Source organism: Cellulomonas xylanilytica (assembly GCF_007989805.1).
In the GTDB taxonomy this organism is placed as follows: domain Bacteria; phylum Actinomycetota; class Actinomycetes; order Actinomycetales; family Cellulomonadaceae; genus Cellulomonas; species Cellulomonas xylanilytica.
The window spans coordinates 486,783-503,117 of record NZ_BJUB01000002.1 but is presented as its reverse complement, the minus strand read 5'-3'; the positions used below and the strand labels follow the sequence as shown (position 1 = coordinate 503,117).

The 16,335-nt window shown below is 71.0% G+C and carries 14 protein-coding genes; 8 read left to right on the top strand and 6 right to left on the bottom strand.

The annotated features are described in order from the left end of the window. Nucleotides 1-218: 218 nt before the first annotated feature. Complete coding sequence (locus tag CXY01_RS05230; RefSeq protein WP_146925993.1) at nucleotides 219-746, bottom strand: barstar family protein; 528 nt, start codon at nucleotides 744-746, stop codon at nucleotides 219-221. Nucleotides 747-1,485: 739 nt separating this feature from the next. Here CXY01_RS05230 and CXY01_RS05225 point away from each other — a divergent pair. Then, nucleotides 1,486-1,968 (top strand): WapI family immunity protein, encoded by a 483-nt coding sequence (locus tag CXY01_RS05225; protein WP_146925992.1) that lies wholly within the window; start codon nucleotides 1,486-1,488, stop codon nucleotides 1,966-1,968. 173 nt (nucleotides 1,969-2,141) lie between these two features. Here the strand turns inward: CXY01_RS05225 and CXY01_RS05220 are convergent, their stop codons facing one another. From CXY01_RS05220 to CXY01_RS05210, 3 genes are all read right to left on the bottom strand, one after another. Next, on the bottom strand, nucleotides 2,142-3,185 hold the full coding sequence (locus CXY01_RS05220) for a DUF3644 domain-containing protein (protein WP_146925991.1): 1,044 nt from the start codon (nucleotides 3,183-3,185) through the stop codon (nucleotides 2,142-2,144). 376 nt (nucleotides 3,186-3,561) lie between these two features. After that, nucleotides 3,562-3,945, bottom strand: a complete 384-nt coding sequence (locus tag CXY01_RS05215) for a DUF7674 family protein (protein WP_146925989.1) — start codon at nucleotides 3,943-3,945, stop codon at nucleotides 3,562-3,564. Nucleotides 3,946-4,095: 150 nt separating this feature from the next. Beyond that, nucleotides 4,096-4,707, bottom strand: coding sequence for a hypothetical protein (locus CXY01_RS05210; protein ID WP_146925988.1), 612 nt, complete (start codon nucleotides 4,705-4,707; stop codon nucleotides 4,096-4,098). A gap of 361 nt (nucleotides 4,708-5,068) precedes the next feature. Here CXY01_RS05210 and dnaK point away from each other — a divergent pair, with 361 nt between their 5' ends. The 5 genes from dnaK to CXY01_RS05185 all read left to right on the top strand — a co-directional run bounded on the left by dnaK (nucleotide 5,069) and on the right by CXY01_RS05185 (nucleotide 10,439). After that, nucleotides 5,069-6,931, top strand: a complete 1,863-nt coding sequence (gene dnaK / locus CXY01_RS05205; protein ID WP_146925986.1) for a molecular chaperone DnaK — start codon at nucleotides 5,069-5,071, stop codon at nucleotides 6,929-6,931. Continuing rightward, nucleotides 6,928-7,497: a nucleotide exchange factor GrpE gene (grpE, locus tag CXY01_RS05200; RefSeq protein WP_146925985.1), complete on the top strand. Its 570-nt coding sequence runs from the start codon at nucleotides 6,928-6,930 to the stop codon at nucleotides 7,495-7,497. The genes dnaK and grpE overlap by 4 nt, the downstream gene beginning before the upstream one ends. 76 nt (nucleotides 7,498-7,573) lie before the next feature. Beyond that, nucleotides 7,574-8,539, top strand: coding sequence for a DnaJ C-terminal domain-containing protein (locus CXY01_RS05195; protein ID WP_146925984.1), 966 nt, complete (start codon nucleotides 7,574-7,576; stop codon nucleotides 8,537-8,539). 2 nt (nucleotides 8,540-8,541) lie between these two features. Beyond that, nucleotides 8,542-8,964, top strand: a complete 423-nt coding sequence (locus CXY01_RS05190) for a heat shock protein transcriptional repressor HspR (protein WP_146925982.1) — start codon at nucleotides 8,542-8,544, stop codon at nucleotides 8,962-8,964. A 308-nt stretch (nucleotides 8,965-9,272) separates the two neighbouring features. Beyond that, nucleotides 9,273-10,439, top strand: coding sequence for an aminotransferase class V-fold PLP-dependent enzyme (locus CXY01_RS05185; RefSeq protein ID WP_146925981.1), 1,167 nt, complete (start codon nucleotides 9,273-9,275; stop codon nucleotides 10,437-10,439). A 5-nt stretch (nucleotides 10,440-10,444) separates the two neighbouring features. Here the strand turns inward: CXY01_RS05185 and CXY01_RS05180 are convergent, their stop codons facing one another. After that, nucleotides 10,445-10,852: a PPOX class F420-dependent oxidoreductase gene (locus CXY01_RS05180; RefSeq protein WP_146925980.1), complete on the bottom strand. Its 408-nt coding sequence runs from the start codon at nucleotides 10,850-10,852 to the stop codon at nucleotides 10,445-10,447. Nucleotides 10,853-10,940: 88 nt separating this feature from the next. On the opposite strand from CXY01_RS05180, the gene CXY01_RS05175 reads away from it, so the two are divergent. Together CXY01_RS05175 and CXY01_RS05170 are read left to right on the top strand one after the other, a co-directional pair. Beyond that, a complete protein-coding gene (locus tag CXY01_RS05175) occupies nucleotides 10,941-11,927 on the top strand; it encodes an ATP-binding cassette domain-containing protein (protein ID WP_146925978.1) in 987 nt (328 codons plus the stop codon). Then, entirely contained in the window at nucleotides 11,927-12,754 is an 828-nt protein-coding gene (locus CXY01_RS05170; protein WP_146925977.1) for an ABC transporter permease, read from the top strand. The genes CXY01_RS05175 and CXY01_RS05170 overlap by 1 nt, the downstream gene beginning before the upstream one ends. Nucleotides 12,755-12,781: 27 nt before the next feature. On the opposite strand, the gene CXY01_RS05165 is transcribed toward CXY01_RS05170, so the two are convergent. Then, nucleotides 12,782-15,973, bottom strand: a complete 3,192-nt coding sequence (locus tag CXY01_RS05165) for an ATP-binding protein (RefSeq protein WP_146925976.1) — start codon at nucleotides 15,971-15,973, stop codon at nucleotides 12,782-12,784. Between the last annotated feature and the right edge of the window lie 362 nt (nucleotides 15,974-16,335).

The following is a 16,335-nucleotide window of genomic DNA, read 5'->3' as shown; positions in this document are numbered from 1 at the left end:
CCGACGCTGTGACCTGAGGTGGGACAACTAGGGGAAGCACCCGTCGTCTCACCTAGTTGTCCGAATCCTCAGCGCCACACGTCTGCGAGATGCGCACCGCAGCACACAGGGGGAGACGCCGAGTCCGGCCGCCCGTCGTCGAGCGTCAAGGCGAGGTCCTCGGAACCGACTGCTGGTCTGACCCATAGACGTGCCCCAGCACGTCAAGAGACTGACCCTCACCCGCGCGCTGAGTCGCTCCACTCCCGGCCGTTCCAAGGGACGTTGCACCCACCGATTGGTCCGAGCTGGAAGTGGGGCTGATCGACGTGAAGCAGCCAGAGGAGGCGGTGGCCGAAGAGCAGTCCGTATCCGCTCGTGCCTGCGAAGAGGTCCGCGATCACGGTCGCCAGAGTCGGCTGTCGGCGGGCGAACGCCCCAAAGTTGGCGACGGTGACGGCGAGGCCAGTTCGCTCGACGTTCCAGCCGTAGTCGCCGTGGGCCACGTCGCTCAGGCAGTCGGCCATCGCGTCGAGATTGCGGCCGTAGTAGCTGGGAAAGTTGAGTGCGGCCGCGACAGCGTCATGCACGGTCAGCTCGTCCCAGCTCGCCGCGTCGATGCGGGTGCGGTCGTACGCCAGCATGTCCAGTCCTTCCTCGGCTTCCCTGAGCACGGCAGGGTCGAGGTAGAGCGCGACGCCGCCACCACGCACGAGGTTGAAGTCCGCCGGGTGGGTGACGTTGGCGTCGAGATCAAAGATCGGCACCGCTCGAACCTAGTCGGACCTGGCAGCCGCCCTGGTCGGATCGGTCAGCCCCAGAGCGCCGCGGCGCGGACCAGTGCGTACCCGGCCGCCAGAACGCCGAGCGTGACGTACGCCCAGCGGGCGGAGCGGCCACCCTTCGTGGGGGCGATCGACGGAGGTACAGGCTGTCGGCGCCTCGTCCCGGCCACCCTGTGTCCGCGCCGCTGCTGGGCCCCTGCTCCTGCGACTCGACTGCTTCGGACGCTCGATCGCGCTCGTCCCCGCCGGCGGGCGCCGTCGACACCGCCCAGGAGGCTCTCGATGGAGCGTTCCGGGCGCCGCCAGTCACTCGCCATGCCGCCTGTATCGGCGCCCACGCTCCCCCTCTTGACCTCTCACCCCTGTCCTCCGGCCGTGAGAGCCCGTTCAGCCGGGTCACCCGCAGACTGCATCGGGCCCTGGTCGCGAGGCATCTTCGGCTGCGAGCCGAGCCAACGAGACCGTGCCCGTGACTGATCTACCAAGGCGCTGAAACACCAGTCGCAGAAGTCCTGGACGCTCTCACTCACCATGGGCCGAACCTAGTCGCCGCAACATCCCACCCGACTAGGAAGACACGTCCTACGTGTCGCTGCGGTCGTTCTCCATCAGCCACCTGCGGGTCGTGCGGGCGACCCGGCTCTGCCGTCGCACTCCAGGCACCCTCCCGATCGGCTCGTCGTCGCCTGAGCCGGCGTGGCTGGTCAGGCATGCTGTGTGCGTGGAACTGATATCGCGGGACGGTGCCCGCGTGGCGCTACGTCCGACCGGCTACCAGTTCAGTCAGGGCAGTGCGTCCCGAGGCGATTGGGACGCGAACTGGCTCCTGGTCCGCGGTCAGGTCCGCACCCCCACGGGTAGGTCCTGGTCGTTCCACGATCCGTGCCTGACGACGTGGGAGTGCGTCGAGCTCCTCGACTGGCTGACCGCCGCGAGCCGAGGAGACATCTTGCCCTCCGAGGCACCGGCGGAGGGCGAAGGGCTTCTGGCGTTCACCGAGCCCAACCTTGCGTTCAGCGTTGCGGAGATTAGCGCGGGCGACCTGGTGATCCGCGTTCATCTCTCGCTCGAGTCCGCTCCGAGCGGCCCTGACCAGACCTGGGACCTCTACGAGTGCGAAGTGCCGCTCAAGGTGGCTGGGACTGAGCTTCTGGGGGCGGCAGAACAGTGGCGGGCCGACATCTCGCCGTACCCGGCGCGCTGAGGTCTCCGCTTCACGACGCAGCGTGCCGCTACCAGGCCAGGGAAGGGGCATCGGTGTGGGCGCGGAAGACGCAGGTCACCAATACGGGACAGCACAGGGTTCCGTCCCGAGGTGCATCGGATGAGGTGTCGCTGCCTGGGTTCCTCGCGTAGCTGTACCCAGTCGCAGCCGCGTCACGTCTCGGCTGCGGTTCGCTTCGAACCTTTCCTGATCGCGTCGTAGGTGGCGGGGTCGGACAAGTGTCGGATCAGGTAGGTGACCCACTGCGGTGTATAGACGTACTGTCTGAAGGCCGGGTTATACCGGCAAAAGTCCGATTTTGTCGCGGCCGCATTAAGTGCGTCCGCCGCCGGACGCACCTGGAAGTACCGCCATGCCTGCGTGTGCATGTGGAGGGTAAAAGGGCGTTCGATCGCGGTGTCGACCGCATCCACGACGGCCTTCGGCAGGAGGCCGTTGAGGTCCTCTACCGGCACCTTCTTCTCACGGATGATTGTCTGCACTTGCTCAACGATTGCGTTCTGCTCGGGTGTGAGCTGATCGGCGTGGACGAACGTCATCGCGGCGTCCGCATCGGTCTTGGGCCCGGTGTGGGGGATGAGGTAGATCCGAAAGTCGAACTTCTGCTCCGCCGTGATCCCGGGCTCAAGAGCGGCGTCGAAGTCCTGGATCCAGTCCAGCACCCCGCGGGGCACCTGAGCTCGCACGGTCCTGAGGGCCGCTGTCGCATCTTGCGTGATCGAGGAGACGAACAGCGAGAAGCGCAGCTCGGTGCCTAGAGCCTCGTCCGCGCCGAAGAACTCGACGAGCGTCGTCTCGTAGTTCAGAAGGAGCGCCTGTGTCCGGCCGGCGACGACCGACGCGATCTTCGCCTCGTGCCGGTGCTCGATCTGGTTCCTCAGGCCGACAAAGAAGTTGATGTTGGCGACTCGGGGATCAGTCTCGTCCAGCACGTCGCGCAGCAGGGTACGCAGCGGCTTGTAGAGCCAGCCGCCCTCGGGATGCTTCCGCCGCCAGTTCCGGGCGTCGCGCTGGATGAGGTCGCCACCCTGCTCGTCGATGCGGGCCTGGAGCAGCTTCAGCCAGCCGAGTGTCATGTGCACGATGAACGCTTCGAGCTGTCGCTCGTTGCCCGAGCGGTTGTAGAGGTCAACAGCCAGCCGGACCTCATTCTTCGAGGTCTGGAGGATGTGCCACCACCGCGGCCGAGGAGCCATGTGTCGAACGTAGCGGCGGCGGTGGCGGCCGCACGTGACTACGACCACACCTGAGCAACGACTCGCGACGTCGATGCCGGGTCTGTTGCACGGCGGGTTGCCCTTGGCGGGTGTGTCTGTCGGACCCGGGTGTCACTCTGTGAGCGACGCCCACGGCAGGAGGTGATCACCATGGGCAAGCCCTCGAAGGCAGCACTGTCGAAGGCGGGCAGCACTCTCGCGTCCGACTCGACGAGCAAGGCGGCCAAGAGCAAGGCCGGCTCCACTCTCGGCAAGGGCTGACGATCCGTCACCCTTCACGTTGCCCTGCTCTGCTCCCACAGGGCGGGGCAACGCTGCTCGTGAGTTCAGACCAAGGCTTCGGTAGCGAGCGGAATCAGGAGGTGGGCGGCTTCCATCGGCCCTGGCTGTCCGCCACTGCCTGAAGGGCGGCTGGCCATGCGGAGATGAAGCCGGCGAAGGCGGGGTCCCACACCAGCGTGTTCTCCACGAACGAGACCTCGACGGCATTGACGAGGTACTCGTCGCCGGTGCGGAGGCCCGCGTCCACGACCGCGAGCAGCAGGTGCAAGGTGTCGGTGTCGCCGCGGCGGTGCAGATCTTCGGCGAAGCGCTGCATGTCGGCCATGAGCAGGTGGCCGAGAAGCTCACCTTCCATGTCCTTGTAGTGCTCGTCAATGACCGGGCCGGCCCCAGGAACGTCCGCGAGAGCGCGGACAAAGTCTTCCTTCGTCATCGGCGGCTCGCGGTGATCGCTCATGTCGCCATCGTCCCATCGACGCGCCAGGTGGATGGTGGAGGTCGAGTCGACGCAGCTGAGCTAGGCGTAGCGCAGGTTACGAACAAGGGACTACGCCCGGTCTCATGCCGCAGGTGGAGCCGACGACTTGACCCTGCCGACCTCTCTCGCCTAGGTGGTCGCGCGCTGCGCACTCAACCCGTGTCGTGTCCGCCAGGCAGCGATCGCCTCGTCATGCTGGGGCCCGTCGGCGTACTCCTCATCGAGAGCGTCGCGCGTCGCCTTTTCGGCCAGGACGTACTCCACGATCGGATCAGTGCGGTCCGGCAACGCCTCTCCGCGCCGGGCTGCTTCCAGCACCGCACGCGCCTCGCGCACGCACCGGAACCGGATCGTGCCCGCACCGTCTGGGTGGGTACCGCCTTGCACCGCCGACGTGGACTGCTCAGACATCCAGTCGGCGACCTGCATGATCTTGGAAAGTTCTCGAATGCGCACGCGTTCTGGTTCGGCGAGTAGGACCATCGCGGATTCCAGGGCGACCTCGGCCGCATCGATCCTGGCCCGCGCGTCCGCATCGCGAGGGGCGTTGTACGCAGCTCGCAACGCGTCGAGCTGGACACGGCACTGCTCGTTTGCCGTCGCAACTTCTGCGCTGCGCCCGCGCCGCGCGGCTCGCCGCTCCGCCAGCACGTCCTTGAGCCCGTCCAAGAGGACCGGAGTTACCGCGCCCGCGACGAAGAGGCCCACTGCACCTGCAACGCTCAAGAAGGCCGCATCCACGGCCAGCAGCGTAGGGGCTGGTGCGACCGCGGCCAGGTCCACACGCCGGCTTCGAGCGGCCTCGGCACTCGCAGACCGCTGGCGCCTCAACCGTCCAGCTCCGACAGCGGAACGCGAAAGTCGCCAGTCCTCCGACAGTCGAACGCGAAACTCGCCACTTGGGGTGCGAACCGACAACCCGGCAGGCGAGTACGACGACTCGGAGGCGGGAATGCATCCCCGGGCTCCAAGGTTGAGCCATGCAGACTCAAGTTCGACCACCTCGAGTTTGCGCAGAGCCACCAGCCGGCGCAGACTTGAGCCAGCCGGACTCAAGAGCGGGCCACCCTGAACCCAGTACGACACGAAAGAAGGCACACACATGGCACGAGCAGTCGGCATCGACCTCGGTACCACCAACTCGGTGGTCGCTGTCCTCGAGGGCGGCGAGCCCACGGTCATCGCCAACGCCGAGGGGTCGCGCACGACGCCGTCGGTGGTCGCGTTCTCCAAGACGGGTGAGGTGCTGGTCGGCGAGATCGCCAAGCGCCAGGCCGTCACCAACGTCGACCGCACGATCACGTCCGTCAAGCGCCACATGGGCACGGACTGGTCGCAGACGATCGACGACAAGAAGTACACCGCGCAGGAGATCAGCGCGCGGGTGCTCTCCAAGCTGAAGCGCGACGCGGAGGCCTACCTGGGCGAGCCCGTCACCGAGGCCGTCATCACCGTCCCGGCGTACTTCAACGACGCCGAGCGCCAGGCCACCAAGGACGCGGGCGCCATCGCGGGCCTGAACGTCCTGCGCATCATCAACGAGCCCACCGCGGCCGCCCTGGCCTACGGACTGGAGCGCGGCAAGGAGGACGAGCTCATCCTCGTCTTCGACCTCGGCGGCGGCACGTTCGACGTGTCCCTCCTCGAGGTGGGCAAGGACGACGACGGCTTCTCGACGATCGAGGTGCGCGCGACGTCCGGTGACAACCGGCTCGGCGGCGACGACTGGGACAACCGGATCGTCGACTTCCTCGTCTCCGAGGTGAAGAACTCGACCGGCGTGGACCTGGCCAAGGACAAGATCGCCGTGCAGCGTCTGCGTGAGGCGGCGGAGCAGGCCAAGAAGGAGCTGTCGTCCGCGACGAGCACCAACATCTCGCTGCAGTACCTGTCGATGAGCGAGAACGGCCCGGTCCACCTGGACACCAAGCTCTCGCGCGCGCAGTTCCAGCAGATGACGCAGGACCTGCTCGACCGCACCAAGGCGCCGTTCCAGTCGGTCATCCGCGACGCGGGCATCAAGCTGTCGGAGATCGACCACATCGTGCTCGTCGGCGGCTCGACCCGCATGCCTGCGGTCACCGAGGTCGTCAAGGAGCTCACGGGCGGCAAGGAGCCCAACAAGGGCGTCAACCCGGACGAGGTCGTCGCCGTCGGTGCCGCGCTGCAGGCCGGTGTCATGAAGGGCGACCGCAAGGACGTCCTGCTCATCGACGTCACCCCGCTGAGCCTCGGCATCGAGACCAAGGGCGGCGTGATGACCAAGCTCATCGAGCGCAACACCGCCATCCCCACCAAGCGGTCGGAGATCTTCTCGACGGCCGAGGACAACCAGCCGTCGGTGCTGATCCAGGTGTTCCAGGGCGAGCGTGAGTTCGCGCGGGACAACAAGCCGCTCGGCACGTTCGAGCTGACCGGCATCGCGCCGGCGCCGCGTGGCGTGCCGCAGATCGAGGTCACGTTCGACATCGACGCGAACGGCATCGTGCACGTGTCCGCCAAGGACCGCGGCACCAACAAGGAGCAGTCGATGACGATCACCGGTGGCTCGGCCCTCCCCAAGGAGGACATCGAGCGCATGGTGCGCGAGGCCGAGGAGCACGCCGCCGAGGACAAGGCGCGTCGCGAGGAGGCCGAGACCCGCAACTCCGCCGAGCAGCTGGCCTACTCGACGGACAAGCTGCTGGCCGACAACGCGGACAAGCTGCCGGAGGACGTCACGACCGAGGTCAAGACGGCCGTCACCGAGCTGAAGACGGCGCTCGCGGGCACCGACCTCGACGAGGTCAAGGCCAAGCACTCGGCCCTGCTCGCAGTGAGCCAGAAGATCGGCGAGGCGATCTACTCGGCGGACAACATGGCGCAGAACGCGCCGGCCGACGAGCAGCCGGCGGCTGACACGACGGCCGACGAGGACGTCGTGGACGCCGAGATCGTCGACGACGAGGAGGAGAAGGCGAAGTGACCACGGAGCCCGACGACCAGGACCCCCGCAACGAGGAGCTGAGCCCCGAGGAGCAGATCCTTGCCGATGCCGAGTCCATCGCGGCCTCGGCTGAGGAGGAGGTCGTGCTCGAGGGACTCGTCGCGGTCGAGAAGCTGGCGGCCGAGCGGCTCGAGGAGCTGCAGCGGTCGCAGGCGGCCTACTACAACCTCGAGCAGCAGTACTCCGGGTTCGTGAAGCGGTCGAAGGCCGAGTCCCTCGCCGCTCACGAGCGTGGCGTGCACACGATCGTCGAGGCGCTCATCCCAGTGCTGGACGACATCGAGCTGGCCCGCCAGCACGGTGACCTCACCGGACCGTTCGTCTCGATCGCGGAGAAGCTCGAGGGCACCCTCGGCCGGTTCGGCGTGGTCCGCTACGGCGAGGCCGGCGAGGCGTTCGACCCCGCGGTGCACGAGGCGCTCATGCACTCGCACTCCGCGGACGTCACCGAGTCGACCGTGCAGATGGTGCTCCAGCCGGGGTACCGGACGCCGGACCGGGTCATCCGGGCGGCGCGCGTCGCCGTCGTCGACCCCGAGGCGTAGAAACCGCAGTAGCGTCCGAGGTCCCACGGCCCGCCGTGGGACCTCGGACGCACCCGAACATCAAGGAAGGAGCGGCGTGACCGGTCAGGACTGGCTCGAGAAGGACTTCTACTCGGTCCTCGGCGTCCCCAAGGACGCCGACGCCGCCACCATCAAGAAGGCGTACCGCAAGCTCGCGCGCCAGGAGCACCCGGACCACAACCCGGGGGACGCCAAGGCGGAGGCGCGGTTCAAGGACGTCGGCGAGGCCTACGCGGTCCTGTCCGACCCTGAGCAGCGCGGCCAGTACGACCAGCTGCGCGCCATGGCGGGCGGCCCGCGGTTCACGGCCGGCGGTCGTGGCGGCGCCGGGTTCGAGGACGTCTTCGGCGGCATGTTCGGCGGCGCGCAGCCCGGCGGCGGTCGCGTCCGCTACACCAACGCCCCCGGCGGAGCGGCCGGGTTCGAGGACCTGCTCGGCGGGCTGTTCGGCAACGGCGGCGCCGGCGGCTTCGGTCCGCAGCAGGGTGCCGACCTGGCCACCAGCGCGACCCTGCCGTTCCGGCAGGCGGTCGAGGGGTCGACGGTGTCGCTCACCGTGGAGGGCCGCACCGTCAACGCGCGCATCCCCGCGGGGGTCCGCGACGGCCAGAAGATCCGGCTGCGCGGCAAGGGCCGGCCCGGTGCCGGCGGCGGACCCGCGGGCGACCTCGTCATCACCGTCCGCGTCACCCCGCACCCCGTCTTCTCCGTCGACGGCGACAACCTGCGGATCACCGTCCCGGTCGCGTTCGACGAGGCCGCGCTGGGCGCCACGATCGAGGTGCCGACCCTCGACGGGTCCACCGTGCGCGTCCGCGTGCCGGAGGGCACCCCGTCGGGTCGCGTCCTGCGCGTCAAGGGCAAAGGTGTCCCGGGCAGCAAGGGCGACCTGCTGATCACGGTGCAGGTCGTCGTCCCGCAGCGCCTGAGCGCCGCCGCCCGTGAGGCGGTTCAGGCGTTCGGCATCGCGACGTCCGGTGAGGACGTGCGCGCAGACCTGCTCGACGCGGCGAAGAAGTAGCCATGCCCGGCGAGGACGCCAAGGTCTACGTCATCTCGGTGGCCGCCGAGCTCGCCGGCATGCACCCGCAGACCCTGCGGCAGTACGACCGCCTCGGCCTGGTCACGCCGAGCCGGGCCAGCGGCCGCGGCCGGCGGTACTCGCTGCGGGACATCGCGACCCTGCGCGAGGTGCAGCGGCTCTCGCAGGACGAGGGCGTGAACCTGGCCGGCATCAAGCGGATCCTCGAGCTCGAGGGGGAGCTGGAGCAGCTGAAGCGGCAGGTCGAGTACCTGCGCGCGTTCGTCGACCCCGGCCGCCGCATCTTCACGGCCGACCCGCGCGGCGACGTCGTCGCGGTCAACCGCACGGCCAGCCGCAGCCGCCGCCCGACGACGACCGCGGACCGCGCAGCCGTCGTCCTCTGGCGCCCCAGCAGCCGCTGACCCCCCGCGACGTCCGCACTCGTGCGGGCTCGACCCCGCACGAGTGCGGACGTCCCGTGCGGTCCCTGCTGACGTCCGCACTCGATGGGGCTCGACCCCGCAGGAGTGCGGACGTCCGAGGGTGTGGCTGGCGACCGCGTGCTCGGACGCTCCCATCCGCACCCCCGGGACGTCCGAGCATCCGGTCGTCCTGAGGCTCGGATCCGCGGACGTCCCGCGATGGGTGCGGTTGCGTCCGCACATCCGGTCGTCCTGACGCTCTGATCTGCGGACGTCCGCCGGCGGCGCGCTGCCTAAACTCCCTGAGCGTGACGATCGATATCGACCGCGCCCGCCGTGACACGCCCGGCATCGAGCACGTGGCCCACCTGAACAACGCGGGTGGCGCGCTGCGGCCGAGCGTGGTGACCGACACGGTGGTTGCGCACCTGCGTCGTGAGGCGGAGATCGGGCCGTACGAGGCGGAGGCCGAGTCGCACGCTCGGGTGTCGGGGGTGTACGACTCGGTCGCCCGGCTGATCGGCGCCCAGCCCGACGAGATCGCGCTGGTGCAGAGCGCGACCGCCGCGTGGAACGTGGCGTTCTCGTCGATCCCGCTGCAGGCCGGCCAGCGGGTTCTCACCGCGCGCACCGAGTACATCAGCAACGCGATCGCCCTCCTGCAGGCGTGCGAACGCACCGGCGCCACGCTCGAGGTGATCGAGGACGACGAGCACGGCCAGGTCGACCTGGACCAGCTGGAGCGCCGGCTGGACTCCGACGTCGCGCTCGTCGCGCTGACGCACGTCCCGACGGGCGGGGGAGTGGTCAACCCGGCGGAGTCCGTCGGCGCCCTGACCAGGAAGGCCGGCGTCCCGTTCCTGCTGGACGCGTGCCAGTCGGTGGGCCAGCTCGACGTGGACGTCGACGCGCTCGGCTGCGACCTGCTCGCCGCCACGGGCCGCAAGTTCCTGCGCGGCCCCCGCGGCACCGGCTTCCTCTACGCGAGCCGCGCGATCACCGAGAGCCTGGTCCCGCCGGTCCTGGGCCTGGGTGCGGCGACCTGGACGTCGCCGACCACGTACGAGGTGGTCCCCGGTGCCCTGCGGTTCGAGACGTGGGAGCGGTCGGTCGCCGACAACCTCGGCCTCGGCGCGGCCGTCGACTACGCGCTGTCGTTCGGGCTGCCGGCGATCGAGGAGCGCGTCACCGGGCTCGCCGCGCGTCTGCGCGAGGACCTCTCCCAGACGCTCGGCGTCACGGTCCGCGACAAGGGTGTGCGCCGGTCGGGCATCGTCACCTTCACGGTCGACGGGATGCGTGCCGACGAGGTCCGTGCCCGGGTGGCCGCTGCGGGCGTCAACGTGAGCGTCACGCGCATCTCGTCGGCACAGCTGGACTTCGGTGCCCGCGGCCTCACGGAGGTCGTCCGGGCGAGCCCGCACTACTACACGTCCGACGACGAGCTGGACCGGTTGCTGGCGGCGCTCCGCTAGCCGGGTCAGTGCACGGTCCGGGGCATCGGGTACCAGGTGTCGCCGGCGGGCTCGCCGGCCAGGTTCCAGCTCCACGACACGGTCGGCGTGATGCGCAGGTACCAGCCCGGTCCGATCATCCCGGTGCGCTCGACGGGGTCCTCGGCGGTGCCGTAGACGCGGATGCCGCGGGCGGCGAACGGGTCGAGCGAGACCAGGTCGTCGACGACGAGGGCGACCTGGCGGTGTCCCGCCTCGATGTTGCGGACCTTGCGTGTCCGGAGGAACGACTCGGCGCCGCCCACCCACAGGACCGTGCCGTCGACCTCGAACGCCACCGGGACGACGTCCGGCGCACCGTCCTCACCGACGGTGGCCAGCCGTGCGAGCGGCTGGGACGACAGGTACGCGAGCTCCTCGTCGGTGAAGGCCATCCTCGCAGCGTGCCACCGGGACGCCGCTGACAGCACCGTGTCGGTGCCGTGTCGGTGGCCTGTCGGCGTGCCCGCCCACGCTGGAGCCATGACACACGACCTGGTGATCGAGGCCCACGGCCTCGTCAAGCACTTCGGCGAGACGAAGGCCCTGCAGGGCGTCGACCTCGCCGTCGCCCGCGGCACCGTCCTCGGCGTGCTCGGCCCCAACGGGGCCGGCAAGACGACGGCCGTCCGCATCCTGTCCACCCTCCTCGTCCCCGACGCCGGCCACGCCCGCATCAGCGGGTTCGACGTGGTGAAGGACGCCGAGCGCGTCCGCCAGTCGATCGGCCTGACGGGCCAGTACGCGTCGGTCGACGAGGACCTCTCCGGCCGGCAGAACCTGGTGCTGTTCGGCACGCTGCTGGACCTGGGACGCGCGGGTGCCCGCGCCCGTGCCGCCGAGCTGCTCGAGTGGTTCGACCTGACCGCGGCGGCCGACCGCCCCGCCAAGACGTACTCGGGTGGCATGCGCCGCCGGCTCGACCTGGCCGCGAGCCTCGTCGGCCGGCCCGACGTGATCTTCCTCGACGAGCCGACCACAGGCCTGGACCCCGCCAAGCGCGAGGACATGTGGGACGTCGTCCGGTCGCTGGTGACGGACGGCTCGACCGTCCTGCTGACGACGCAGTACCTGGAGGAGGCGGACGCGCTCGCCGACGAGATCACGGTGATCGACCACGGTCGCGTCATCGCGCACGACACCCCGGAGGGCCTCAAGCGCGTGGTCGGCGGCCAGACGCTGGAGGTGCGTCCGGCGGACCTGTCCCGCATGGCGGAGACGGCGACCCTGCTCGGTCAGGTGTCCTCCGGCACGGCTGCCGAGGAGATCCGCAAGGGCGTCCTGGCGGTCCCGGTGCAGGACGACTCGGCGCTCACCGCCACGGTGTCCCGCCTGGCGAGCGCCGGCATCGGCGTCACCGAGCTGTCCCTGCACCTGCCCAGCCTGGACGAGGTGTTCTTCACGCTGACCGGCAGGACCGCGTCCGACGACGACACGGCCGGCACGACCGAGAACAAGGAGGTGGCCTGATGGCCACGCTCACCGAGCACCGTTCGCCCCGCGCCGTGCCCGCGTCGGCCGCCACCGTCGCACGCAAGCCGTTCCCGCTCGTGCGGCACTCGCTGTCGCTGGCGAAGCGGAGCCTGATCAAGACGTGGCGGACTCCCGAGGCGCTCATCGACGTCACGCTGCAGCCCGCGATCTTCCTGGTGATCTTCGTCTACATCTTCGGCGGGGCCGTCGCGGGCAGCACCCACGACTACCTGCAGTTCCTGCTGCCCGGCATCCTGGCGCAGACCATCGCGCAGGGTGCGATCGCCATCGGGGTGAACCTCAACACCGACCTGGGCAAGGGCATCTTCGACCGCTTCAAGTCGTTGCCGATCCCGCGGGCCGCACCCCTGGTGGGCGCGGTGCTCGGTGACGTGGTCCGCTACGTGATCGTGATCCTGTCGACGTTCGTCGTCGGCTACCTGATGGGCTTCCGCATCCTCACCGACCCGCTGAGCGCGGTGGCGGGCTGCCTGCTGGCCGTCCTGTTCGCACTCTGCCTGAGCTGGGTGTCGGTCTTCGTCGGCATGAAGGTCCGGACCTCGGGCGCGGTGCAGGGGATCATGTTCCTGATCATCATGCCGCTGAGCTTCGCGTCGAACGTGTTCGTGCCCGCGGCGACGCTGCCCAGCTGGATGCAGAGCTTCGTCGAGTGGAACCCCCTCACGCACCTGGTCGCCGCGATGCGCGGCCTGTTCCTGGGCACGCCGATGGGGGACAGCGTCTACTGGACGCTGGCGTGGTGCGTCGGGCTGGTCGCGGTGTTCCTGCCGCTGGCCATGCGTGCGTACCGCCGCAAGGTCTGACGGGCTCCCGACGCCGGCTGGGTGTGCTCAGCCGGCGTCGGCCGTGAGCTCACGGACCCGGGCGGCGGCCTGGGCAGGCGGCACCGCGTGCCACGGGTCGAGCAGCGCCTCGCGGGAGGCCTCGTCGCCGAGGACCTCCTCGCTCAGGGTGCCGAGCCCCAGCTGGAAGAACATCACGAGGTTCGCCCCGAGCCGCGTCCCCAGCGCCCACAGCTCCCGTGCGCGGTCGGCATCGCCCCGGAAGGCCGCGAGCTCGGCGAACCCGAGGGCGAACGTGCCCAGCACCGGGATGTCCGTGGAGCCGACGGCGTCGGCGCCGGCCGCCGCGAGCAGCTCGACCGCGCGCGCCTCGGAGGCGGTCGTGCGCCCGCCGGGCAGCGCGGCGACGCGGAGGTGGATCACCGCGACGGCGACGAGGAAGACCACGCGCGGCTGCGGCATCGGGATCCGCGCGGGGGTGACCAGAGCCGCGGCGGACTCCGCGTGGTCGATCGCGTCCTGGCTGCGGCCCTCCTGCGACGCCACCTGCGCCAGCCCGAGATGGGCCTGGGCCACGTCGACGTCGTCCACCTGGGGGGACGTCGTGACCTCGCGCAGCTGCGAGGCGGCGGCGGCGTCACCGGCGAGAGCCCGCTGGAGGTCGAGCTGGACCCGGAGGCTGCGCACGTCCTGCATCGCGCCGACGAGCTCCAGGTGGTCCAGGCTCTCGAGCAGCCACCGCTCGGCGTCCGCCCCGCCGCGCGCGCCCTCCCACTGCCCGATGCCCTGCGCGGCCATCCCCATGCCCCAGTGGTCGCCGATGGCCCGGAACCGGCGGTACGCCTCGCGGGCGTCCGCGCTCGACGTGGACGGGTCACCGGCGTTCTCCCGGACGGCGGCCCGCATGAACAGCCCGAGGCCCTGGAGGAACTCGTCGTCGGCCTCGATCATCCGCTCCGCGGCGCTCAGGCTCTGGTCGACGTCGGGGGAGCCGAGTGCGGGCAGCGTCGCGGCGAGCGCCCGCATCCGTGGCGAGATCTCCGTCGGGCGGTCGCTGAGCACGAGCCGGATGGCGCGCCACGCGAGCGCGACGGGCCGCTGCGAGGTGGCGACGCCGGCGTTGACGGCCGCGAAGACGCCGGCGGTGGCCAGCCGGTCGGCGTCGGGGAGCGGACGCCCGGCCGCGGTGCCCTGGAACAGGGTGGACCGGCGCCGCCGGGCCGGGTCGTCGGCGCACAGGAGGCGCAGCGCCCACTGGACGCACTCGACGTGCATCCCGCGGATGCTCCACAGGTGGAACAGGGCGCTGGCGATGTCGACCGCACCCGCCTCGTCGTCGTGGTCGACGGCCCACCGCAGGGCGGCGACGAGGGTGTCCTGCTCGGCGGCGCAGCGGTCGAAGGCGGCCAGCTGCCGTGCGCCGACGAAGTCCGCGCCGACCGCGACCGCCGTCGCCGCCGCCCACCGGACCAGGCCGTCCATGGCCGCGGCCCGCTCCTCGTCGCCGTCGAGACGCACCTCGCCGTACTCCCGGACCGTCTCGAGCATCCGGTAGCGCGCCGGCCCGGCGTCCTCCTCGTCGAGGGTGAGCAGCGACTGCTCGACGAGCGTCGCCAGCCCTCGCCGCACGGTGGCCGGCTGCTCGCCCGACACCGCGACCGCCGTCTCGGCCGTGAACGGCGCCGGGACCACCGCCAGCCGCTGGACCAGCGCCCGGTCGGTCGGTCCCAGGAGCTCGCGGCTCCAGTCCACCATCGCCCACAGGCTCGCGTGCCGCTCCGGCAACCCGCGCAGGGCGTCGTCGAGCAGCGCGAACCGGTCGCTCAGGCCGTCGAGCACGTCGTCGACCGTCATGGACCGCAGGCGTGCCGCAGCGAGCTCCAGGGCGAGCGGGAGGTTGTCCAGCCGGTGGCACAGCTCGAGGGCGCGGACCGGGTCCCACGCGAGGCCGGCCCGGCCGGCACGTGCGCGCGACTCCAGCAGCTCCAGGGCGTCGGCGTCGGGCAGGGCCCGCAGGCGGTGCACGGACTCGCCGACCAGCCCGAGGGGTGCCCGGCTCGTCGCGAGGACGACCACGTCGGACGAGGCGACGGCCAGCAGGTCGCCGACGACGACCGCCGCGGCGTCGAGCACGTGCTCGCAGTTGTCGAGCACCACGATGCCGTCGAGGTCCTGCGCCGCGAGCCGCAGGCGGTCCTCGGGGGTCAGCAGCCGACGGTCGGCCGCCAGGCCCGCCCGCGCTGCGGTCACGTCGGCCCCGCCGATCGCGGCGAGCACGGCGGGCAGCACCTCCGCGGGGGTGCGCAGGCCGGCCAGCTCGACCACCCGCACCGACCGGCCACCGGCGGCCGCGCGCCGTGCGACCTCACCGGCCAGCCGGGTCTTGCCGGCGCCGCCCGTCGCGACGACCGTGACCAGGCCGGACGTGCCGAGCGCCGCCTCGACCTGCCGCACGTCGTCGTCCCGGCCGACGAGCGCGGTGGCCGGCCGGCGCCACGCGGCAGGCAGCGTCTGCGTGGCGCGACGCGCGGCGACCGGTGGCGGTGCAGCCACCGGGGCGAGCTCGCCGCGCAGCAGCGCCACGTGCACCTGCGACACGACCGGCGACGGGTCGGTGCCGTACCGGTCGGCCAGCTCGCTGCGCAGGTGCTCGACCACCTCGATCGCCTCGGCGTCCCGGCCCTGCGCGGCGAGCACGCGCACGAGGAGCGCGACGAGCGGCTCGTCGGGCGGGGTGCGCAGCGCGCAGCGGCGCAGGTCGTCGGCCAGGTCCTCGACGTGGCCGAGGGCGAGCCCGGCCTCGGCCTGCAGCGTCACGACCCCGGTGAGCAGGTGCGCGGTGGTCGGGTCGTCCAGGTCGGGCACGGCGGGGACGAGGCCGCGCGCGTCACGGGCGAGATCCCGGGCGCGGGCCGCGTCACCCGAGCGCAGGGCTCTGCGGCCCTCGGTGAGCAGCGCCTCGGCGTCGACGACGTCGATCCGCAGCCCGTCCGTGGGCAGCCGGTACCCGCCGGGGGCGGCCTCGATGGCGAACCCCAGGCGGCGCGCCCGCGAGACCAGGGCCTGCACGGCGCCGGGCGCGTCGTCGGGCGGTGAGCCCTCCCAGACGTCCTCGACGAGCCCGGCCGACGAGACGGTGCGGCCGCGGGCGTCCAGGAGCGCGCCGACGAGTGCCACCAGACGGTCGCCACGGACGGGGCGACCGTCGACGGCGAGCGCCCCGAGCGTCGTGATGTGCACAGGGGACAGCATCGCGCACCGCGCCGACGTGAGTGCGGCGGCCGTTCGTGCGCTCGTCGGCGTGTCTGCGGGCATGTCGCAGAACTGCTCCTGGCGTGTCGTGCCGGGCGTTCCGGGCTATTCGGACGGGCCGGGTGTGGACTGCCGTGTGGAGCAGGTTGTGGGTCCGGAGCGGGACCCTGTGGACGCCTGTGCACGGCCGCGCATCGCTGCTGGTGGCGGCCGTGTCAGTGGTCGCCGGTAACCTGGAACTTCTCCACAGGGTGAAGAATGACACGCTTGTCACTACAACCCCTAGTGGTCCATTGCGAGTGGGACCCCTAGGTGTAGTGTCTAGTCACGACGCAGTGCAGAGAGCGTCT

Bases quoted from the DNA above. Each gene is read 5' to 3' on its own strand.
- CXY01_RS05220 (WP_146925991.1), bottom strand. From the start codon at position 3,185: ATGGCTCCTCGGCCGCGGTGGTGGCACATCCTCCAGACCTCGAAGAAT.
- CXY01_RS05215 (WP_146925989.1), bottom strand. From the start codon at position 3,945: ATGAGCGATCACCGCGAGCCGCCGATGACGAAGGAAGACTTTGTCCGC.
- dnaK (WP_146925986.1), top strand. From the start codon at position 5,069: ATGGCACGAGCAGTCGGCATCGACCTCGGTACCACCAACTCGGTGGTC.
- CXY01_RS05190 (WP_146925982.1), top strand. From the start codon at position 8,542: ATGCCCGGCGAGGACGCCAAGGTCTACGTCATCTCGGTGGCCGCCGAG.
- CXY01_RS05180 (WP_146925980.1), bottom strand. From the start codon at position 10,852: ATGGCCTTCACCGACGAGGAGCTCGCGTACCTGTCGTCCCAGCCGCTC.
- CXY01_RS05175 (WP_146925978.1), top strand. From the start codon at position 10,941: ATGACACACGACCTGGTGATCGAGGCCCACGGCCTCGTCAAGCACTTC.
- CXY01_RS05170 (WP_146925977.1), top strand. From the start codon at position 11,927: ATGGCCACGCTCACCGAGCACCGTTCGCCCCGCGCCGTGCCCGCGTCG.